This is a genomic window from Streptomyces sp. NBC_01077 (assembly GCF_045162855.1).
GTDB lineage: Bacteria > Actinomycetota > Actinomycetes > Streptomycetales > Streptomycetaceae > Streptomyces.
On sequence record NZ_CP108669.1, the window covers coordinates 7,982,908 to 7,998,677 of the forward strand.

General features: G+C 73.5%; 10 protein-coding genes. 3 read left to right on the forward strand and 7 right to left on the reverse strand.

The window, feature by feature from the left end:
• The first annotated feature begins 11 nt into the window (after nt 1–11).
• Nucleotides 12–1,475 (forward strand): phytoene desaturase family protein, encoded by a 1,464-nt coding sequence (locus OG462_RS36025; RefSeq protein WP_406064325.1) that lies wholly within the window; start codon nt 12–14, stop codon nt 1,473–1,475.
• On the opposite strand, the gene OG462_RS36030 is transcribed toward OG462_RS36025, so the two are convergent.
• The 3 genes from OG462_RS36030 to OG462_RS36040 form a co-directional block, all read right to left on the reverse strand.
• Nucleotides 1,445–1,591, reverse strand: coding sequence for a hypothetical protein (locus OG462_RS36030; RefSeq protein ID WP_406064327.1), 147 nt, complete (start codon nt 1,589–1,591; stop codon nt 1,445–1,447). The genes OG462_RS36025 and OG462_RS36030 overlap by 31 nt on opposite strands.
• Nucleotides 1,592–1,596: 5 nt before the next feature.
• On the reverse strand, nt 1,597–2,064 hold the full coding sequence (locus tag OG462_RS36035; protein ID WP_406064329.1) for a GreA/GreB family elongation factor: 468 nt from the start codon (nt 2,062–2,064) through the stop codon (nt 1,597–1,599).
• Between the two features lie 123 nt (nt 2,065–2,187).
• The gene (locus tag OG462_RS36040; RefSeq protein WP_406064331.1) at nt 2,188–3,435 is read right to left on the reverse strand and encodes a serine hydrolase domain-containing protein; all 1,248 of its coding nucleotides are present in this window, start codon (nt 3,433–3,435) and stop codon (nt 2,188–2,190) included.
• 157 nt (nt 3,436–3,592) lie between these two features.
• On the opposite strand from OG462_RS36040, the gene OG462_RS36045 reads away from it, so the two are divergent.
• Nucleotides 3,593–4,270: a maltokinase N-terminal cap-like domain-containing protein gene (locus OG462_RS36045; protein ID WP_406066851.1), complete on the forward strand. Its 678-nt coding sequence runs from the start codon at nt 3,593–3,595 to the stop codon at nt 4,268–4,270.
• On the opposite strand, the gene OG462_RS36050 is transcribed toward OG462_RS36045, so the two are convergent.
• From OG462_RS36050 to OG462_RS36060, 3 genes are all read right to left on the reverse strand, one after another.
• Nucleotides 4,267–5,346 carry a trypsin-like serine peptidase gene (locus tag OG462_RS36050; RefSeq protein WP_406064333.1) on the reverse strand — a complete coding sequence of 360 codons (1,080 nt, stop codon included), beginning with the start codon at nt 5,344–5,346 and terminating at the stop codon, nt 4,267–4,269. The two genes, OG462_RS36045 and OG462_RS36050, sit on opposite strands and share 4 nt — an antisense overlap.
• A gap of 7 nt (nt 5,347–5,353) precedes the next feature.
• Entirely contained in the window at nt 5,354–10,756 is a 5,403-nt protein-coding gene (locus OG462_RS36055; protein WP_406064335.1) for a trypsin-like peptidase domain-containing protein, read from the reverse strand.
• Nucleotides 10,757–10,893: 137 nt separating this feature from the next.
• Entirely contained in the window at nt 10,894–11,781 is an 888-nt protein-coding gene (locus tag OG462_RS36060; RefSeq protein ID WP_406064337.1) for a DNA/RNA non-specific endonuclease, read from the reverse strand.
• Between the two features lie 122 nt (nt 11,782–11,903).
• Between OG462_RS36060 and OG462_RS36065 the strand changes: the two genes are divergently transcribed.
• Complete coding sequence (locus tag OG462_RS36065; protein ID WP_406064339.1) at nt 11,904–12,728, forward strand: caspase domain-containing protein; 825 nt, start codon at nt 11,904–11,906, stop codon at nt 12,726–12,728.
• 110 nt (nt 12,729–12,838) lie between these two features.
• On the opposite strand, the gene OG462_RS36070 is transcribed toward OG462_RS36065, so the two are convergent.
• A complete protein-coding gene (locus OG462_RS36070; protein ID WP_406064341.1) occupies nt 12,839–15,739 on the reverse strand; it encodes an AAA family ATPase in 2,901 nt (966 codons plus the stop codon).
• Nucleotides 15,740–15,770: the final 31 nt, after the last annotated feature.

Here is a 15,770-nt window from a genome sequence, read left to right on the forward strand (position 1 = left end):
GAGACCACCTCATGACCTCCGCCGTCGTCGTCGGCGCCGGCCCCAACGGGCTGGCCGCCGCCGCCCTGCTCGCGCGCGAGGGCCTTGAGGTCACCGTCTTCGAGGCCGCCGAGGAGGTCGGCGGCGGCACCCGCAGCCACGAGGCCGTCCTGCCCGGCCTGCTGCACGACCACTGCTCGGCCATCCACCCGATGGCCGTCACCTCGCCCGCCCTGCGCTCACTCGGACTCGAGCGGTACGGGCTGCGCTGGCGGCAGCCGGAGATCGACTGTGTCCACCCCCTGGACGACGGCACGGCAGGTGTCCTGCTCCGGTCCGTGGCGGAGACCGCAGCGGGGCTCGGTGCCGACGGCGGCCGCTACCGGGCCCTGGTGGAGCCGTCCGTACGACGGTGGGACGCGCTCGCCGAGGACGTCATGGGCCCGCTGCTCCGGATCCCGGCGCATCCCCTGCTGCTCGCCCGCTTCGGTCTGCCGACCGTCCTGTCCGCGACGGCTCTCGCGCGGCTCTTCCGCACCCCGCAGGCGCGGGCGCTGTGGGCAGGAGTGGCGGCGCACTCCTTCCGTCCGCTCTCCGACCCGTTCGGCTCGGCCATCGGGCTCGGGATCATCGTCGCCGGTCATACCGCCGGCTGGGCCGTCGCCGAGGGGGGCTCGCAGTCCATCGCCCGCGGCATGGCCGCCGTACTCGCCGAGCACGGTGGCACGATCCACACCGGCGTACGGATCACCGACCGCCGGCAGCTCCCGCCCGCCGACGTGACCCTCCTCGACCTCGATCCCGGCCAGGTCGCCGACCTCTACGGCGACCGGTTGCCGCCTCGTGTGTCAGCCGCGTACCGACGCTTCCGGCGCGGCCCGGGCGCCTTCAAGGTCGACCTGGCCGTCGAGGGCGGTGTGCCCTGGACGGACCAGCGGGCGCGGCGCGCCGGGACCGTGCACCTCGGCGGCCCGCTCGCCGAAGTGGCGTTCACCGAAAAGGAGGTGACACAGGGCCGGATGCCCGCGCGGCCCTTCGTGCTCGTCGGCCAGCAGTACCTCGCCGACCCCTCCCGGTCCGTCGGCGACGTCCACCCCGTCTACACGTACGCCCATGTCCCGTACGGCTACGACGGCGACGCGACGGAGGCGATCCTCCGACAGCTCGAACGCTTCGCGCCCGGCGTCCGCGAACGCGTCGTGGGCCGAGACGTCACCCGCCCCGCCGACTTCGCCGCCACGAACCCCAACTTCACCGGCGGCGACATCCTCACCGGAGCCAAGTCGGTTCCCCAACTCCTCCTGGGCGCCCGCCCCGCACTCGACCCGTACTCCACCGGCCTGCCCGGCGTCTTCCTCTGCTCGGCCGCCACCCCGCCCGGCCCCGGCGCCCACGGCATGTGCGGCGCCGGAGCGGCGGCGTCGGCGCTGCGCCACCTCGGGACGCGGCCCACGTGGCAGGGCGATCAGCCGCGCCACCACGGTTCGCGTACGTAGCGGCTCTCGTCGCTCGTACGGCCCAGGCCGTTGGAGGCCTGCTCGGAGTCGAGGTTCAGGCCGAGGACGCCCTGTTCCGGTGGATCCTCGGCCGTCCGTGGCTGTGCGTCCCGCATGCCGGCTAGTCGCCGAGGGACAGCACGGCCGCCGTGGTCCGGCCCTCGGGCGTCACGTAGGTGACGGTGTCGCCCGCGTGGTGGCCGAGCAGCGCGGCGCCGAGCGGGCTGTCGGCGGTGACCATCGTCCGGTCGAGTACGGCGGCGACCTCGCCGATCTGGACGGTCGCCTCGGTGCCGTCCTCGAACCGCACCTTCACGGTGCTGCCCACGCCGACCGCGTCGGTACGGGGTGCTCCGGCGGCGTCCGCCTCGCCCAGCCGCCCGTTGATCTCGTCGATACGGCGGTCGAGCCGGTCGAGTTCCGTGGCGCGCTCGAGTTCGTCGGCCTGGTCGGCCCGGTCGCCCGTCTGGTCGCCGCCCCCGCCCCGGAGGGTGACGGCGACGGCCTCGCGTTCGGTGCGGAGGTCGTCGCGCTCCCGTTCCAGTGCTTCGCGGGCGACGGCGCTGATGGGCTCGGGTCCACCGGTCATTCGTGCTCCCGTTGTGCGGCGGCACGGTGACGTGTCGCAGGTCAAAAGCGGCATTTCTGACATTATCAGCCAGGCCGCTGGTCGGTGCCCTCACATCCGCCGGTACTCGCGGGCGCGGCAGGATCAGTACTTGGTGGGGCTGGGGCTGGTCGGGGCCGCCGCCGTGACCGGGATGTCATAGACGTGTTCCGGGGTCACGATGCGGGTGATGGCCTGGCCGAAGAGGGTGCTGGGTTCGTTGTTGTCGTGCAGCTCGTCCGTGTTGAGGAGGACGACCAGGGTGGCCTGCGACTCCGGCAGATAGATCGTCAGCGACTCGTACCCGGGCAGCGAGCCGTTGTGGCCGATCCAGCCCTGGATGTTGAAGATGCCGAGCCCGTATCCGGCACCGGGGATGGCCGTCGGATAGACCTTGAGGCGTTCGGCCTGGGTCTCGGGAGTCAGCAGGGTGCCGGTGGCGACCACCCGGGCCCAGGTACGCAGGTCCTGGAGGTTCGAGATCATCGCGCCGGCCGCCCAGCCCCACGAGGGGTTCCAGTCGGTGGCGTCCTCGACCTGGCCCGATGCGGTCTGGATGGTGTAGCCGTGGGCGTGCGGGCTGGGGAACGCGGCGTCGGTCGGGAAGACGGTGTTGCGCAGGCCCGCCGGGTCCAGGACGTTCTCCTGGATGAAGTCGTGCAGCGGCGTGCCGCTGATCTTCTCCACGACGAGCCCGAGCAGGATCAGGTTGGTGTTGCAGTAGTCGAACTCGGCCCCCGGCTGGAACTGGATCGGGTGCTTGAAGGCGAAGTCGAGCAACTCCTGCGGGGTGAACGGGCGATCGGGGTTCGAGGTGAACGCCTTGTAGAAGCCCTCGTCCGCCGAGTAGTTGAACAGGCCGCTGCGCATGGACGCGAGGTTGCGCAGGGTGATCTTGTCGCCGTTCGGCACGCCGTCGACGTACTTGGAGATCGGGTCGTCGATGCTCACCTTGCCCTGGTCGACGAGTTCGAGCAGGGCGGTGACGGTGAACGTCTTGGTCTCGCTGCCGATCCGCATGAACAGGTTGGGGGTCATCGGCCGGCCGGTGGCCTTGTCGGCGATACCGAAGGAGCGGATGTACGTGCCCTTGCCGGGAGCCGAGAGGCCGACCGTGACACCGGGGACGCCCGCCTCCTTCATCACGTCCTGGATGGCCTTGTCCAGGCGGGCGGCGACGGCCGGGGTGAGTTCGGGGAAGTCGCCCTGCGCCGCGGGTGCGGCGACCGAGTAGGGTCCGGGGACAGGTGGTTCGGCGGCGAAGGCCGTACCCGCGCCCAGTGGTGCGGCGAAGATTCCGAGGGCCGCGATTCCCGCGCAGACGCGCCTGCGGCATGTGCGTGAGTACCTCACGGCGGGCCTCCTGCCGGCCGGGGACAACACTCCATCTCCAGGCTAGGCCGGGCCGGTCCTGCTCGCACGGTGACCCCGCGCCGGGGTCTGTTACGTTGCGGAGGCCCGGGCCGCGGAGGAGGTGGGCCGGACCGTGAACGAGAGGGAGATCCGCACGATGGCCGTCATCCACCAGACCACCATGCAGCCCACCAAGCTGGAACTGCTCACCACGTGGCTCCCCACCCGCCAGTGGCACACGGGCGGGGAGGTGCGGCCGGCGCGGGTCGGCGGCTTCCGGCTCGACGACCCGGCGGGCGAGGTCGGCATCGAGTTCATGGCGATGACCGACGGAGAGGGCGACGAGGCGACCACGTACCTGGTCCCCATGACGTACCGCGCGGGCCCGCTGGAGGGCGCGGAGCACGCCCTCATCGGTACGTCCGAGCACGGCGTCCTCGGCACGCGCTGGATCTATGACGGTGCCCACGACCCGGTGCTGGCCGCCCAGTTGTACGCACTCCTCACCGGCCGTGCCCAGGCGCAGGCCCAGTCCCTGACCGACGTCCCCGACCCCACCGTCGCCGTCTCGCCGGTGGCGGTGGAGAGTGCGGCACCCGCCCCCGACGCGGAGCTCGTACGGGTCACGGACAGCCCCGACCACACGGACGTGGTGGTACGGGCCCCCGGCGCGTCCGCCGCCCTGACGCTGCGCGTACGGCGCGTCCTCGACGCCGCCACGGGCGCGGACCCGGGCGCCGACGGTCAGGTCACCGCCGAGTGGCGGCTCCCCGACGGAACCACCGCCCGAGGCGTGTTCGCCGTCGCCTTCACCGACCTCGGTTCCACGGTCTAGACCCAGTTGACCTCCGCCGCCGCGAGCAGCGGGTCGTCCACCAACTCCCACAGCGGGACGGCGAAGTTGCCCGTGCCGTAGCGGCCGCCGAAGTGGAGGCCGAGGACGCGGTGGTCGACGAGGTCGAAGACCGGGGAGCCGCTGTTGCCGCCCAGGGTCGAGCAGTCGTGCTTCAGCACCAGGCCGCCCGGCGTGAACTCGGTCGCCGCACCCGGCTGGAGCCGTTTCACGTTGTAGACGTCCATGAAGATCCGGCGCATCGACTCGGGTTCGTTGCGCCGGCCGTCCCAGGCCGGGTAGCCGACCACGTACACCTGGCGGCCCGGGAGGCTCGCCGGGGCGTCCGCGGCGACCGCGAGCGGGGTGGGCAGGGCGCCGTCCGCCGACGGCTCGATCCGCAGCAGGGCCATGTCGACATCCGGGTGGATGCCGATGATCTCCGTGATCTCGTACGGGACGGAGGCCCCCGGCGCCTCGCCCGCGACCGGCAGCTCCTCCGCCGGGTCGATCCGCGCCGACATGCCGTACTCGAAGGTCCACCGGCCGTCGCCGTTCGCCGAGCGGCTGAACTCCACCGCCACATGCCGGTTCGTCATCACCGTGCGTGGCCCGACCAGGAACGCCGTGCCGATCCAGTCCAGGCGTGGATGGCCGGTCACCTCGACCCGGCCGACCCGGGCCAAGGACTCGCGGATCGCGGGCCGTTGGCCGTCGAGGATCGCCCACTCGTCGTGCTGGGGGGCGAAGTCCTGGCGCTGTACCAGGATCGCCGGGCGGCCCTCCATGAGGACGATCGCCTCCACACCGAAGGACTCGTCGCCGTCGAGCTCGTCCTCCCGGTGCGCGGCCAGCTTCTCCAGACCACTGACTCCGGCCTCCAGGACGCGCGCCCGCTCCTCGCGGGCGAAGCGGGAGATCTCGGCCGCCGGCGCCACGTCGGCGGGAAGCTCGAAGGTGGACTCGGCGATCTCCGCCTCCAGTTGGCCGCGCACCCGCGCGGCGACCTCCCGCAGATCACCGAAGATCCGCTCGGTGGAGGTCGCGACCGGCGACACGCTCCGTGGTCCGTTCGGCATGGTCCACTCACCTCGGCTTCCCGTTCACGTTCGTCGTGTTCGGCCCGCCCGCCGGGCCCGTCGGGTTCGTCGCGTGGGACGGGACCGGACGGCCCGACTGGGCGGCCATGATCTCCTCGTACAACTCCGGTGAGAATTCCTGGAGATGGGCGAGGATGCCGCTCATCTGGGTGCCGACGTTCACGAACCGTGTCCTGGCGCCCTGGAACTCGACCTCGTCCACCTTGCGCGTCCCCCGGTGCAGCCCCACCACCGTCCAGTCGTCGAGGCAGACCGGGGAGCCGGAGGAGCCGCCCCGGGTGTCGGTGAAGTACAGGATGTCGTGCTCGTCCGCCCGGTAGACGAGGTTGTTGCGGAGCGCGACCCGCTTCGGCAGCCCGCCCGGGTGCTGGATGATGTTGACCGGGACCCGCTGCCGCTCGCGTACGAGCAGCGGCCGGGTGGCGACCCGGAGCGTGGGGCGCCGCTCCTGGTCGGGGGAGAGCCGGACGATCGCGTAGTCCAGCGCCGCGTCCCAGGCGGCGAGTTGACCGGCCGTCGCCTCCGCCGCCGCTGCCGCGTTCTCGACGAAGTCGAACCGCGAGCGGGACATGAGCGCCTGGAGCCGCAGATCCTCGTCGCTCACGTACGGCCGGACGCCTGCCTCGTACGAACGGGCCATCACCACATGGTGGTTGGTGATCAGCAGGTCGGGGGCGATCATCCAGCCCGTGCCGCCGTGCGGATAGGACGGGAGCAGCGGGGCCCCCGACTCGTACGGGGGGATGCGCAGGAGCGCGACGGAGGCCCCGGCCCGGATCCCGCCGTGCAGGAACTCGTACGGCACGGTGTCGTCCTGGAGGACGATCTCCTCCTTCATCTCCCCGGGCATCATCTCCGCGGGCAGTTCCGCCTCGCCGGTGATCACGCGGGCGACGGCGTCGAGGGCGCCCTGCAGGACGGCGCGGGGACCCGGTTCATGGGTCTGCTCGATCGTGTTGTGCAGCCAGATCTCCAGCGGCACGAGGCCGTCGATGAGCCGCTCGACCTGGTTCATCGCGTTCAGGTCGGCATGGATCTGCTCCCGGGGATCGTCGAGCGGTTCGAGGGTGGCCGTGAAGTAGCCGGGGATGCCCTTGAGGAGGGCCTGCCGGACAGCCCGGTCGGCGAGCCCCGCCTCCATGGCGGCGTTGCGGACCCGGACGAGCTCCTGCTGGCGAAGGAACGGCTCCTTGCGGAGCGCGGCCCCGGCGGCGTTCGGCGGCGGGCGCGTCCACAGACCCGCACCACCGCGGCGGGGGCGCGGGCCCGGCCACGGGTCCGATGCCATGCCGCCCGGGCTGCCGTCGGGTGCGGACCCCGGCCCCGATACGTCGTCCGGTGCCGCGCCGCGCGGCAGCGGGCCCGAGTCCATCGCGGAGGCGATCCCGAGCAGCAGGTCCCCGCTGGCGTCCCGGAGCGTCAGCACCTGCCGGGCCACGCTGTCCAGGGTGCCGCGCCGCCGTGCCTCCCGCAGGTCCTGCTCGATGCCCTCGCGGTCGAGAAGGGACGCGTCGACGGGGGACGCCGTGGCTGCCTCGCCGGCCGCCGACGCCAGAATGTGGGCCAGAGGCTCGCGGAGGCCGGGCTCGTCGGTGAGGGTGGTGTCGATCCAGCGGGCGAGCTCGGTCACCACCGCCTCCTCGTCCGCCGGAAGCCCCACCAGCCGCAGGGTGTGCTCCAGGAGCTGGGGGTCCTCGGGGCAGGCCGTGGCCGCCGCCGTACGGGCCAGGGACGGCTGCCGGGCCAGGTCGGCGTCGGGCATCCCGCGCAACGTCCGGGCGAGCCGCTGCCGCGCCGGAGCGGCGTCGATGTCCGCGAGGTCGGCGAGCCGCGACCGGGCGACGAGCACGCCCAGGGACTCGAACCGCAGCCCGAGGCCCGCCGCGATCTCCTCCGCCTCCTGGAGGTCCCGGTCCGCCTCCGCGAAGTCGCCCGTGTCCTGCGCGAGCCGCGCCGACAGCTGGAGGAGTTCGAGCTGGGTCTCCGCGCAGCCCGCCTCCGCCGCCCCGTCCACGGCCCGATCGGCGCTCGCCCGCGCCTCGGCCGTCCCCCCGGAGCGGGCGAGGGTCTCGGCGAGCAGCGCGTGGAGCCGGCTGCACGGCGTCCACGGGCGCCGCTCGGCGAGCCGCTGCGCCGCCGCGTCCACGTACCCCTGGGTGAGCAGGTCCTCGACCTCGCGCGCGGCGATCCGCTCCCAGTCCTCCTGGTCGGCCTCGGTCATGATCTGGTCGGGTACATGGCCGCCGATCCTGCCGAGGAGGAAGGCGGCCGACCGGTGCGGCATCTCCCGGTCCGTCGAACCGCCCAGGTAGGCGGCGACTCCCGGCTCCCAACGTTCCTCCACCGTACGGGGGTTCTCGCCGAGCCGGAGCCGGTGGTAGATCTCCTCGGCACGGTTCCGGGTTCCTTCGCGGGCCGCGTAGTAGGCGACTGCGCTGCGGTCCACGGCGCGCATCAGATCGGTCCGCGCGCTGTCCGACAGGCGCAGCATGATGGCCCGCAGATCGGCCCGGTGTCTGATGGCGTCGGGCCCCGCCGACTCCATGAGGTCGAGCCGCGAGGTGAGCAGCCCGTAGAGGCGGCGGGCTTCCGCGGGGGTCTCCACGCCGAGCCCCGCCGGACCGGCGAGCACCTCACGGACCAGCTCCGGGGTGATGAAGCGGAGCGCCAGGCCGGCCTGGACGAGGGCCCGGACGTCCTCCTCCGCGATGTGCTTGAGGATACGGTCGTACAGGGTGCCCTGGATGAGCATCTGGTCGACCTGCCGGTCGAAGTAGCGGCGCCGGGAGGGCAGTCCGCGCAGGAGCCCGCCGAGCGAGGGGGCGTCGCTGCCCACGGCGACCGCCGTACGGGCCGCCAGCCTGAGGCTCAGCGGATGGCCGCCGATCCGGCCGGCGAGGTCCTCGGCGAGCGCCTCGTCGGCGACCCCGGAGGACATGAGGAGTTCCACGGAAGCCTGGTGGTCGAGCTCGGTGAGCTCCATCGTGCGGGGGGTGAGGACCCGGGCGGGATGGTCGAAGGGCGCGCGCCCGGAGACGATGAACCGGAGGCGGGAGTAGTCCGCCCGCAGCGCCGCCCAGATGGCCCACATGCGGGAGATGAGGGGGGAGCCGCGGTACTGGGCCTCCTCGGCGGAGTCGAGGACGACGACGAGCGGCGGCGCCGTCCCGCCGGAAGCAGGCCGGACGGCCTCGGCGACCAGGGACGCGATCCGGCGGGCGAGTTCCTGCTCCCGGGCGCTGGCGCGGGCGTGGAAGTCGGCCGAGTAGTCGCGGGCGAGCGTGGCCCGGGTGCCGGACAGCTGGTGGAGCTCCTCCAGCTCGTTGCGTTCACCGCGCTGTGCCGCCGCGTTCCGCTCGCACTCGTCCGCGAGCGCCTCGAAGGAGGCATGCGCCCCGGGATACTGGACGCCGAGCTGCCGGGCCATCTCCGCGATCACGGTGGCGGGTTCGTGGACGGAGAGCGTGGGGCGCGCGAAGTCGATGTAGGTGAAGGGGAATCCGGTGGGCGAGGCGGCGAGGGCGTCGACGAGGAACTTGGCGAGCAGGGTGCTCTTGCCGATGCCGCCGATGCCGTGGAGGAGCACGGGGGGCTCCGCCGGCTCCTCGGGGAGCGCGATGTAGGCGTGCAGGGCGTCGAGTTCGACGGTGCGGCCGTGGAAGGTTCCCCGGATCAGCCGGTGCATCGGCTGGAGCAGCCGGGCCGTCTCCAGGCGCTGCTGGACGTCGTCGACGGAGGGCAGCCCGGTCAGCCCCGGCACCCGGCTGAGCCAGAGCACGGCCTGCAGGGTGTCGGACAGCTCCTCGACGTCGTTCCGGGACGCGACGGACGGCCCGCCCTGCGGGTGCGGGGCTTCCGGACGGAGGCCCGTGCCCGTGCCGGTGAGCAGGGCCAGGGCGGTGCGCTCCGGGCCGGGGCCGTCGGGGCGCAGGTCGATGTTGGTCCGCAGGGCGCTCAGCGCGGCCCCGGGGCCCGCGAGGCCGGCGAGTGTCGCGTCACGGATCTGGGGCTTGAGCGTCCAGACCGTCGCCCCCGGGGAGGGCAGCGCGGTGCAGTCGTCGACGAGTTCCAGGACGGCCCGCCCGGTGGACCGCTCTTCGCCGGGCAGACGCAGCAGCGCGGGGTCGAACTCCTGGAGCAGACACGCGGCCTCGCGGTAGGAGCGGCGCGGATCGGGCAGGGCGGCGGCGGGAGCGGTGAGGCTCACGCGCAGGGCGTCCCGCAGCTGGTGGGCGGCCTCGCCGTCCGGTGACGACATCGGGGGCAGGGCCCGGTGGAGCCGTACGACGTCCTCCACGGCCGTACACAGGCGGCGCATGTAACTGTCGCCGTTCGAGGGGGAGTCGACGGCGCGCATCACCTCGGCCACGGCCGTGTCCGTCAGTTCGTGGACGGCTCCTTCCTGCCCGATCTGGACCGTGTCCGTGAAGAACTCCCGGAAGAAGTCTCGGACATCACTCTCCTCCGCGAGCCGTGTCGTGTCACGGCACTCGTTCTTCCGTATCTCGTACGGGAGTTGGCGCATCGTCGTGGCGTATCCGAGCAGCACCAGGCGCGGCACGGTCTCGGTCCGTACGGGGGTGTGCTCGTAGATCGCCCGGGCCAGGACCCCGATGGCGTCCCATACGTCCGAGTGCGGGTCGAGCCGGTCGCAGTCGTCGAGGACCAGCCAGAAACGGTCCTCGGCGGCGGTCGCACGGGCGACGATCCGGTGCGCGGCATCCTCGAAGGACGGCAGTGGATCGTTCAACCGTGTGGGATTCAACGGAAATCTCTCGGTATCGGGACCCGCCACGAAGGCCGCGAGCCGCTCCATCAGAAGCGCCGCCGTCGAGGTGCGGGACAGGGTCACCCGTACTGGCCGGAAGTCGTGGTGCTGGCCGAGATGGCGGATCAGCTCGTACGTGTACGAGCGGCCGCTGTCCGGGGGGCCGTCGACGAGCAGCACCGTCTGCTCCGGGTCGGCGACGAAGTCCCGGAGCTTCTGGCGCAGCTCGGTCCGGTCGAGGAACACCTCCGTGCCGTGCTTCAGGAGCAGGCTGTCGAACGGGTCCTGCGGGGAGCGCCGCAGCCGCTCGTCCTCCCGCAGCCGGGTGAGCAGATTGCGGGCCTCGGCGCCCTGCTCGAAGGCGTGCGGGTCGTCGATGGCGGCCAGCGCGTCGAGACCCGCGAGGACGGCGAGGAGCCGGCGCTGATGGGCGATGTCCCGGCGGGCGGCCGAGACCACCAGGAGGGCGTTCCGGTCGGCGTCCGGGGTGAGCGGCAGATCGTCGACGAAGTCGGCCGGCAGCCCGGCGTGCGACAGTCGTTCGCGGGGCTCCGGGGTGTCGAGGAGATGATCCCGCACCCAACTTGCGACGAGCCCCCACTCGGTCTCGGTGAGCGGCATTCCGCACCTGCCCGGCGCTCTTGGCGCAGCGCCGGTCGCTCCGGCGCCGGGACGTGTCAGATCGGGCCAGACGGCCGATCTGACCCCATCGTTTCACCGGGCCGAACCGGCCGCAATCGCTGTGGGGCGGGCGCGTCTCAGGCGTGCAGCACGATGTCCTCGTACGACTCCAGGCGCCGCCACCGTTCCTCGGGTGCCCGCGTCGGCGGCATCACGTCCACGTCCGGCAGCGGCCCGAACTCCAGCTCGGTGATCTCCGCGACGTCCGAGACCGGCACCTGGTACGTACGGAACGGGCCGAGCGGCGGCGGCGCGCCGGCCGTCGCCCCCGCCAGCGCCCGCTCCGCGTCCCGGCTCAGGTCGGGGCTCTGGTCGAGGATGTACGCGGCGGCGGCCAGCGCCCCGTCCTGGAGGAACGCCGCCACCTTCCAGAACCGCATCGGCACCTGGATCCCGCGGTACGGCGGGTCGGAGTCCTGGAGCACCGGGCCCGTGAGGACCGTCAGCTTCCGGTCGAACTCGGCGGCGTGGTCGAGAAGGTAGTTCTCCAGGCCCTGCCAGAGCTGCTTCCCCTGGTTGAAGACATCCGCCTGGGGAGCGGCGTTGGTGAAGTGGAAGGTGTCCGTATTGGCTCGGAGAGCCACGGCCGACGCCCCCCAGACCGGGTCGAGCCGGCGGACCAGATGGCCGCGGTCGAGGCTGTTGTTCCGGTAGACGTCGTCGCCCGCCTGCTGCTCCTCGGGCAGCCGGGGATCGAACTCCCAGACGTCGTCCCGGGCTACGTCCTCCAGGAGCTCCCGCCCCTCGATGCACACGGCCGTCGAGGCCGCGAGACGCCGGTCGGGCCGGAAGACCACGGTGAAGTGGGTGTACGGCAGGATCACCGTCCGGACCGAGTCCCGGGCCGGGAGCGGCAGCGGGACGACCGGGCCGAGGAAGGCCTCGTCGTAGCCGGTGCGGTCGGCGAGCGCGTCACGCCGGGCGCCGCCCGGGTCCGGAGGGGGCGGGGGATCGGAAGGGTTCATACGATGTAAGTACCGCGTGGAGAGGGTCGCGCTCGGCGCCGGACCACAGGCCACTCGATCAGACGCCCCCGGTATCCCCTCCGCTTCCCCGCTTCCCTCCCTTTTCCGCCAGGAGACACCCCATGGCCACCGGACTCGCCCTGCACGTCGGACTCAACCAGGTCGACCCCGCCCGCTACGAAGGCTGGGACGGCACCCTGGTCGCCTGCGAGAACGACGCCCACGACATGGCGCGGCTCGCCCGCAGCGCCGGATTCGAAACCACCGTCCTGCTCACCCCGGACGGCACCGTCGCCAACGTCACCGCCGTGCTCGGAGAGGCGGCCGCCCGGCTCGGCACCGGCGACATCCTGCTCTTCACCTACTCGGGCCACGGCGGCCAGCTGCCCGACGCCGACGGCTCCGCCGCCACCGGGTCCGAGGACGAGCCCGACGCGCTCGACGAGACCCTGGTCCTCTACGACCGCCAGTTCCTCGACGACGAGGTCCATCGCGCCTTCCGCGCCTTCGCCGACGACGTACGCATCGTCTCGCTCTTCGACTGCTGCCACAGCGGCAGCAGCATCGAGATCCCCGGCGGACCCGAGGCCGACGGCACGGCCCGCTACCTGCCCGAACCCCAGCAGCGGCAGCTGTACGAGCGGGACCAGGGGTTCTACACCGAGCTCCGGCGCTCGATCGCCGAGTCCGCGCCCACCGACGGGCCGGGCCCCGACGTGCTCCTCGTCTCGGCCTGCCAGGACAACCAGGTCGCCGCCGACGGCGATGTCAACGGCGCCTTCACCGAGGCGCTGCTCCAGGTGTGGGACGACGGTTCCTTCCGGGGCGGCTATCGCGACTTCCACCGGGCGATCCAGCACAGACTGCCCCCGACCCAGAGCCCGAACCTCTACCTCACCGGCACACCGGACCAGGCCTTCCTGGACCAACGGCCGTTCACGGTCTGACGGCGGCCCGCCCACGGCCACGGCCCGGCCGTGGCCTCACACACCGGCGCGCGCCGCGACCACGACGCCGGCGCGCGTCGCCGCGACCACGACGCCGGCGCGTGCCGCGACTACGGCCTGAGCGCCGTGGCCAGCTGCGCCCGCGAGCGGACGTCGAGCTTCTGGTAGATCCGGGTCAGCCGCGCCTCGACCGTCTTCACGCTCAGGTACAACTTGGCCGCCGCCTCCTGGTTGCTGGCGCCCTGGCCCACGAGACGGGCGAGCCGCAGCTCGGCCTCCGTCAGCGAGGAGAGCGCGGGCAGCGACTCCTCGCTCCCGGAGCCACCGCCGGGGTTCTCGCCCGCCGCGCCCGCCGGGGACTCGCTCGCCAGGGCGAGCCACGGGGTCGCTCCGGCTCGCTCGAACACCGAGGCCGCCGTGTGCAGCGCGCTCTGCGCCGCCGACCGGCGACGTCTGCGGCGCTCCACCCGGGCCAGGGCGATCAACGCCCGCCCGCGTTCGAGCGGAAGGCCGGCCCGTCCGAAGGCCTCGGCCGTGCGGGTGAGCAGCTGCGCCGCCTCGTCCGTCCGCCCCTCCGCCGCGAGCCACAGCGCGTACGCCCGGTCGCAGCCCAGCAGGACCGTGGACCGGCCGAGCCGGGCCGCCACCGGCCGTACCTCGTCGAGGAGCGCCAGGGCCTCGTCGCAGGCGTCGTGGGCGAGCAGCGCCTCGGCCAGCTCCTCGTGCCAGCGCAGCATCGACGGGTCCACGGTCGACTGGGCACGCTCGTCGGCCTGTACGCGCCGCAGGGTCTCCAGGGCGGCCGCGACGTCCCCGTTGATCAACTGGACGCGGCCGAGCGCGTACCGGCTGCGGGAGAGGAAGACCCGGTCGCCCTCCTCCTCCGAGGCCTGGACGCTGCGGCGGGCGTAGCTGGCCGCCCGCGCGAAGCTGCCGCCGGCCGTCTCCGCGAGCGCCAGCGTGTACCAGGCGGGGCCGGGGGAGAGGCCCGCCTCCAGGGTCAGCGCGAGGGACTGCCCCGCGTGCGCGAGGGCGGCCGCGCAGGCGCCCCTGCGGGACTCGACGGCGGCCAGCGTGGAGAACAGCTCGATCGTGTCCTCCACCGAACCGCGCCGCTGGACCAGGGGAAGGAGCGCGTTCAGTTCGTCCCGGGCGTCCGTCAGACGGTCGTCGAACAGGGCGTGGCGGATCGTCAGGATCTGTGCGGCGTTGCGGATCCCGAGCGGGCGCTCGGCCAGCTCCAGGGCGCGGGCCTGCGTGAGCACCGCCTCCGCGTCCGGTGAACCGAGGGCCCGCTCCATCCGCGCCTGTACGGTCAGTGCCTGCGCCGCCGTGCGCGGATCGCCCATGGAGGCGGCGAGCGCGGCCGATTCGACGGCCGCCGTCCGGGAGCGCTGCGGATCGCCGTCCGCGAGCACGTACTTGACGGCGAGCCGGAGCTGTACGGCGGCCCGCAGCGCGGTGTCCCCCTCCGAGTCCTCCATGGCGTGGACGTACATCTCGTCGAGCCCGGTCAGTCCCTGCCCCGCGGTGTCGAGTACGGCGAGCCGTGCCCTCACCCGGTCGGCGGGCACCGCGTCGCGGGCGAGCAGATCGGTGGCGGCCCGCATGGCGAGGTCGGCGCGGGCCGCGCGGGCCGCCTCCTCGGCGGCGTCGACGAGCCGGGCGATCCGCTGCGTCCCGTGCCGCCCGGGTGTCGACTCGGCGGCCAGCAGGGCGAGTTCGGCGGCGAGCGCGCTGTTCCCGCGCCGCCGGGCCAGATCGGCGGCGGCCGCCACCTCGGCGGCGAGGTCCTCGTCCGGGATGTCGGTGGCGAGCGCCCGGTGCCGTACCGCCTCCACGGGGTCGTCCACGACCTCCGCGAGGGCCGCGTGACCGGCGCTCCGCTCGGCCCAACAGGCATCGTGCACCAGGGTGGAGGGCAGCAGCCCGGCGGTGAACGTCACCGAACCGTCCTCGGCGAGCGACACGAGTCCGGCCCGCTCGGCCGCCGCGAGGTCCGCCTCCGCGTTGGGCCGACCCGCCCGCCGTACCAGCGTCGACGAGGGACGCAGCGCGAGGGCCGCGAGCAGCAGCGTCTCGCGTACGGCGAGGGGCGCGGCGCCCAGGAGCTGACGGGCGAGGTCGCGGGCGCGCCCGGAGAGTGTCAGCGCCTCCGCGTGGTGCACCGGCGTCCGCGCGTCGGCCAACGAACGGCCCACGGCCAGCGCGAGCCGCGGATTGCCGCCGCTGGCGCGGTGGATGCGGCCGGCCATCCGGGAGGGCAGCCGGTGGTGGATGAGGAGTTCGGCGATCTCGTCGGCGTGCAGCGGCGGCACGAGCAGCACGTCCGCCTCGGACGGCACCCAGAGATGGGCGGCGTGCGGGTCGTCGGGGCGGTGGGATTCGCGATAGGGCTCGCCGGCCTCGCCGTACGGCTCCGGCGTCTCGACGGCCACCACCCGCAGCGCGGGCGGCGCCAGGTGGAGGGCGAAGCGGAGCAGGTCCGCGCTGTCCGCGTCGACGTGCTGCACGCCGTCGACGACGAGGAGGACGGGGCCCCGGTAGGTCAGGGTGCGCAGGATCTGGGCGATGCCGAGCCGGAGCGCGATGGGGTCCCAGCCGCCCGCGTCGAGCGGAGCCTCGCGGCAGAGCATGGCGACGGCGGTGCGCTGGGGCCCGGGCAGTTCGTCGAAGACCGCGGAGGCCTCGGGGCGGCTGCCGCCGCCGAGTTCCGGCCACGTCACGGTCGTCGCCACCGAGGCCACGAGCGCGGCGGCCGACGCCCCGGGTATCTCGCGGTCGGACGGCAGGGTGGCCAGCCACAGCACGGTCTCGCCGCGTGCCTCGGCACGGGTCGCCTCGGCGAGCGCGAGTTCGGTCTTGCCGACACCGGCGGGACCGGTGAGCAGGGCGCGGCCCCGGGTGTGGAGGGCGCGTTCGAGCCGGGCGAGGAGTTCCTCGCGGCCCACCGGTGCCGAAGGTCCCCCCGGACCCGCCGGGCGCAGGGCGGGGTACGGAGCTGTCGTCACTGTCCACCACCTCCGGCCCACGGGCCCCGGC

Excerpts from the sequence above, each read along its gene's own strand:
- OG462_RS36025 (WP_406064325.1), top strand. The coding sequence starts at position 12 with ATGACCTCCGCCGTCGTCGTCGGCGCCGGCCCCAACGGGCTGGCCGCC.
- OG462_RS36030 (WP_406064327.1), bottom strand. The coding sequence starts at position 1,591 with ATGCGGGACGCACAGCCACGGACGGCCGAGGATCCACCGGAACAGGGC.
- OG462_RS36035 (WP_406064329.1), bottom strand. The coding sequence starts at position 2,064 with ATGACCGGTGGACCCGAGCCCATCAGCGCCGTCGCCCGCGAAGCACTG.
- OG462_RS36045 (WP_406066851.1), top strand. The coding sequence starts at position 3,593 with ATGGCCGTCATCCACCAGACCACCATGCAGCCCACCAAGCTGGAACTG.
- OG462_RS36050 (WP_406064333.1), bottom strand. The coding sequence starts at position 5,346 with ATGCCGAACGGACCACGGAGCGTGTCGCCGGTCGCGACCTCCACCGAG.
- OG462_RS36055 (WP_406064335.1), bottom strand. The coding sequence starts at position 10,756 with ATGCCGCTCACCGAGACCGAGTGGGGGCTCGTCGCAAGTTGGGTGCGG.
- OG462_RS36060 (WP_406064337.1), bottom strand. The coding sequence starts at position 11,781 with ATGAACCCTTCCGATCCCCCGCCCCCTCCGGACCCGGGCGGCGCCCGG.
- OG462_RS36065 (WP_406064339.1), top strand. The coding sequence starts at position 11,904 with ATGGCCACCGGACTCGCCCTGCACGTCGGACTCAACCAGGTCGACCCC.